The following is a 4,395-nucleotide window of genomic DNA, read 5'->3' on the forward strand; positions in this document are numbered from 1 at the left end:
GGGTGCGTGAGGACCGTTATCTGTTTATAATCAAAGCAATTTTAAAGGATTCGAAGGTGGTTGTATGCTGGATCGTGAGGGGTTTCGCCCGAACGTCGGCATCATCCTCTTGAACGCGCGAAACGAGGTGTTTTGGGGCAAACGGGTTCGCGAACATTCCTGGCAGTTTCCGCAAGGGGGCATCAAGTATGGTGAGACCCCCATGCAGGCAATGTATCGGGAGTTGCACGAAGAAACCGGTCTGCATCCGGAGCACGTCAAGATCATCGGTCGCACACGCGACTGGTTGCGTTATGAGGTGCCGGACAAGTTCATCAAGCGCGAAGTGCGCGGCCATTATCGCGGCCAGAAACAGATCTGGTTTCTGCTGCGCATGGTCGGGCGCGATTGCGATATCTGCCTGCGGGCAACGGAGCATCCCGAGTTCGATGCGTGGCGCTGGAACGAATACTGGGTGCCGCTCGAAGCGGTCATCGAGTTCAAGCGCGACGTCTATCAGCTTGCGCTGACCGAGCTCTCGCGCTTCCTGCGGCGGCCCACGCCGCGTCAGGACCGCTTGGGCGTGCAGGTTCACGAGGTCCGCTACCCGCGCATCGTGACATCGGCGCACGCCGACGCGGTGCAGGCGGCCCCGGCGCTCGCGGGCGCACCGCTCGAAAGCGACTGCGGGCCCGGCGGCGGGAGTATGATCGTGCCTGCGCCGGATGAGCATGACTAACAAGGCAACGACGGTGCGCTGAACGCCAGAACCGGCGGGGTCGCCCCGCCGTTCGCATTTGCGGCCTGCGCTTGCGCGCGCCGGGCCGTTGCTTCGAAGGAAAACCAATTTGAAACGATTTGCTCTCGCCGCGGTATGCACCGCGGCCGCAACTGGCGTCCTGTTGACCGGATGCGGCAGCTCCGGCCCCACCAACAAGGACGACAGCGCGTTCGTCTATTTGCTCGACCGCAAAGGCAACTGGGAGGAGAACAAGCTCGAAGGCCTGCCGCCGCTGCCGCAGGCGGGCGCGACGCTGCTCACGTTCGACGTCTCGAACAACTCGCCGCTCAAGTTCTCCATCGATCCCGCTTCGCTCACGGTCGGCACCGACGGCGTCGTACGCTACACGGTGGTCATCACGAGCCCGACGGGTGCGCGCAACGTGAACTACGAGGGGATTCGCTGCGACACCTACGAGTGGCGTCTCTATGCGAGCCTCGACTCCGATCACAACGGCTGGGACCAGACGGTCGCGAACAACTGGGCGCGCATCGAGAACGGCACGCTCAATGCGTACCAATCGAGGCTCTATCAGGACTACTTCTGCGCGAATAAGATGCCCGTGGCGAAGGCGCCGGCGATCATCGAGAATCTGCGCTACGGTCGCACACAATCGACGCTGGTGCGCTGAGCCCGTTCTCTCAAACGCGCTGTGCGAGGATGAAAAAAGCCGCTTCGGCATTGGGCCGCAGCGGCTTTTTTGCGTTGAGCCGTGTGTACGCCGCTTTATAACGCGCGGCGGCACACGTCACTCAAACGAGCACGAGATTGTCGCGGTGAATCAGTTCGGGCTCGAGCATATAGCCGAGAATGCCCTCGATCTCACCGCTCGAATGCCGCTGGATCAGCTTCGTTTCCGCGCTGCTGTAATTGGTGAGCCCGCGCGCCACTTCCACGCCTTCGCCGTTCAGGCACGCGATCACCTCGCCGCGCGCGAATGCGCCTTGCACCCCGATCACACCGATTGGCAGCAGGCTCTTGCCGTCGGCCGTGAGCTTCTGCACTGCGCCGTCGTCGATCACGACGTGGCCGCGCACCTGCAGATGGTCGGCCATCCACTGCTTGCGCGCCGCCATGCGCGCCGTGCGCGCGATGAGCTGCGTGCCGATCGCCTCGCCCGATGCGAGCCGCACGAGCACCTCGGGCTCGCGGCCGCTCGCGATCACCGTGTTCGCACCGCTGTGCGCGGCGCGCTTGGCCGCGAGGATCTTGGTAAGCATGCCGCCGCGGCCGATGCTCGACCCGGCGCCGCCCGCCATCGCTTCGAGTTCGGGCTTGCCGGCGTCGGCTTCCTGCACGAGGGTCGCGGTGGGATCCTTGCGCGGATCGGCCGTGTACAGGCCACTCTGGTCGGTGAGGATGATGAGCGCGTCGCCTTCGATCAGGTTTGCGACGAGCGCACCCAGCGTGTCGTTGTCGCCGAACTTGATTTCGTCGGTGACGACCGTGTCGTTTTCGTTGATGATCGGCACGACGCCCAGCCGCAGCAGCGTGAGCAACGTGGAGCGCGCATTGAGGTAACGCTCGCGGTCGGCGAGGTCGGCATGCGTGAGCAGAATCTGCGCAGTGCGAATGTCGTGCTCGGCAAAGCGGCTCTCGTAGACCTGCGCGAGCCCCATCTGTCCGACGGCCGCGGCCGCCTGCAGCTCGTCGATCTCCCGTGGACGCTTCGTCCAGCCAAGCCGCTGCATGCCTTCGGCAATCGCGCCCGAACTCACGAGCACGACCTCCTTGCCTTGTGCGCGCAGCGCCGCGATCTGCGCGGCCCAGCGGCCAATGGCCGCATGATCGAGCCCCCGGCCATCGTTGGTGACGAGGCTCGAACCGACTTTCACTACCAGACGCCGCGAATCGGCGATGACGGAACGCATGCTGCGCGGTCTCCCCAAATGACTGATGACGCGTGAGTTTGCTTTGGCGCTGCCGGCGCAGCCCGCTCGCCGGCCCGAGCGGCGATTTATTCCTGCGGTTGCGCGGCGCCTTCGGGCGGGCCTTCGCCACCATCGCCACGGAAGCGCACGTCGGAGGCGAGGTCTTCGGCTTCAGCAGCGCGCCGCGCGTCCGAGTGCGCCGCGACGTAGTCATACACCGCGTAGCACAGGTTCTCGCAGCCCTGCCCCGTGAGCGCCGAAATCTCGAACACGGGACCGTCCCACTCGAAGCGCTTCACGAAGTCGGCAACGCGCTCGGCGCGCTCCTCCTCCGGCACCATGTCGAGCTTGTTCAGCACGAGCCAGCGCGGCTTCTCGAAAAGCGTCTCGTCATACTTGCGCAGTTCGCCGACAATGGCCTTCGCCTCGGCAACCGGATCGACGCTTTCGTCGAACGGCGCGAGATCGACCAGATGCAACAGCAGGTTCGTGCGCTGCAGGTGGCGCAGGAACTGGTGGCCGAGGCCCGCGCCTTCGGCGGCGCCTTCGATCAGGCCCGGAATGTCGGCGATCACGAAGCTCTTGCTCGGCCCCACGCGCACCACGCCCAGATTCGGCGCAAGCGTCGTGAAGGGATAGTCGGCGATCTTCGGCTTCGCGTTCGACACCGAAGCGATAAACGTAGACTTGCCCGCATTCGGCATGCCGAGCAGCCCGACGTCGGCCAGCACCTTGAGCTCGAGCTTGAGCATGCGGCGCTCGCCGGGCTTGCCGTCGGTCTTCTGGCGCGGCGCGCGGTTCGTGGACGACTTGAAATGCAGGTTGCCGAGGCCGCCCGCGCCGCCCTTCGCGACCATCACGCACTGCTCGTGCTCCGTGAGGTCGGCGATCAGCTCGCCCGTGTCCAGATCGGTAATGACCGTACCCACTGGCATGCGCAGCGTGATGTCGTCGCCGCCCTTGCCATAGCAGTCAGAGCCGCGGCCGTTCTCGCCGTTGCGCGCCTGGTGCTTCTTCGTGTAGCGGTAGTCGATCAGGGTGTTGATGTTGCGGTCGGCCACCGCGTAGACGCTGCCGCCGCGGCCACCGTCGCCGCCGTCCGGCCCGCCGAACGGGACGAACTTCTCGCGCCGCATCGACGCGCTGCCATCACCCCCATCTCCGGCGATGACTTCGATCTTCGCTTCGTCAATGAACTTCATGCGTTACTCCGTCCCGTGAATGTCGTCATTTTGCCCGCCCCGGCCGAACTGGCCAACCTGGCCGAACGGCCAGCGCAGCTCGCGATGAGCCGCCAGGCCAGATAAACAAAAAGGCCCCGCAAACTTCGCGGGGCCTTCCTTGCGTCGCGCGTTTAACCCGCTCAGCGAGCGGACTAAAGCTTAGGCCGCTGCCGGGACGACGTTGACCAGCTGCTTGTTGGCTGCGCCCTTGATCGAGAACGAGACGTGGCCGTCGACCAGCGCGTAGAGCGTGTGGTCCTTGCCGATGCCAACGTTCAGACCCGGGTGCATGCGCGTGCCACGCTGGCGGACGATGATGCCGCCTGCGAGGATCGCCTGGCCGCCGAACACCTTCACGCCAAGTCGTTTCGACTCGGAATCGCGGCCGTTACGGGAAGAGCCGCCTGCCTTTTTGTGTGCCATTTGTTTGCTCCTTTACCTGCGTGCGCTTACGCGTTGATCGCGTCGATGCGCAGTTCGGTGTAGTTCTGGCGGTGGCCGCCATGCTTCTGGTAGTGCTTCCGGCGACGCATCTTGAAGA

General features: G+C 64.6%; 6 protein-coding genes. 2 read left to right on the plus strand and 4 right to left on the minus strand.

Annotated features, from left to right (window positions below; genetic code table 11):
* The first annotated feature begins 64 nt into the window (after positions 1 to 64).
* Positions 65 to 718 carry an RNA pyrophosphohydrolase gene (locus tag VMJ11_RS00475; protein ID WP_325615816.1) on the plus strand — a complete coding sequence of 218 codons (654 nt, stop codon included), beginning with the start codon at positions 65 to 67 and terminating at the stop codon, positions 716 to 718.
* A 109-nt stretch (positions 719 to 827) separates the two neighbouring features.
* Positions 828 to 1,391 carry a CNP1-like family protein gene (locus VMJ11_RS00480; RefSeq protein ID WP_325615818.1) on the plus strand — a complete coding sequence of 188 codons (564 nt, stop codon included), beginning with the start codon at positions 828 to 830 and terminating at the stop codon, positions 1,389 to 1,391.
* Positions 1,392 to 1,512: 121 nt separating this feature from the next.
* On the opposite strand, the gene proB is transcribed toward VMJ11_RS00480, so the two are convergent.
* The 4 genes from proB to VMJ11_RS00500 form a co-directional block, all read right to left on the minus strand.
* Complete coding sequence (gene proB / locus VMJ11_RS00485; protein ID WP_325615820.1) at positions 1,513 to 2,631, minus strand: glutamate 5-kinase; 1,119 nt, start codon at positions 2,629 to 2,631, stop codon at positions 1,513 to 1,515.
* Positions 2,632 to 2,717: 86 nt separating this feature from the next.
* Positions 2,718 to 3,833 (minus strand): Obg family GTPase CgtA, encoded by a 1,116-nt coding sequence (gene cgtA, locus VMJ11_RS00490; protein ID WP_325615821.1) that lies wholly within the window; start codon positions 3,831 to 3,833, stop codon positions 2,718 to 2,720.
* 180 nt (positions 3,834 to 4,013) lie between these two features.
* Positions 4,014 to 4,277 carry a 50S ribosomal protein L27 gene (rpmA, locus tag VMJ11_RS00495; RefSeq protein WP_325615823.1) on the minus strand — a complete coding sequence of 88 codons (264 nt, stop codon included), beginning with the start codon at positions 4,275 to 4,277 and terminating at the stop codon, positions 4,014 to 4,016.
* Positions 4,278 to 4,303: 26 nt separating this feature from the next.
* Positions 4,304 to 4,395: bL21 family ribosomal protein (locus VMJ11_RS00500; RefSeq protein WP_181456026.1), on the minus strand; the 92-nt coding region annotated here is incomplete at its 5' end.

This window comes from Paraburkholderia sp. (genome assembly GCF_035501035.1).
In the GTDB taxonomy this organism is placed as follows: Bacteria; Pseudomonadota; Gammaproteobacteria; order Burkholderiales; family Burkholderiaceae; genus Paraburkholderia.

Coding starts and splice junctions, on each gene's coding strand:
- cgtA (WP_325615821.1), bottom strand. CDS start 3,833: ATGAAGTTCATTGACGAAGCGAAGATCGAAGTCATCGCCGGAGATGGG.
- proB (WP_325615820.1), bottom strand. CDS start 2,631: ATGCGTTCCGTCATCGCCGATTCGCGGCGTCTGGTAGTGAAAGTCGGT.
- VMJ11_RS00475 (WP_325615816.1), top strand. CDS start 65: ATGCTGGATCGTGAGGGGTTTCGCCCGAACGTCGGCATCATCCTCTTG.
- rpmA (WP_325615823.1), bottom strand. CDS start 4,277: ATGGCACACAAAAAGGCAGGCGGCTCTTCCCGTAACGGCCGCGATTCC.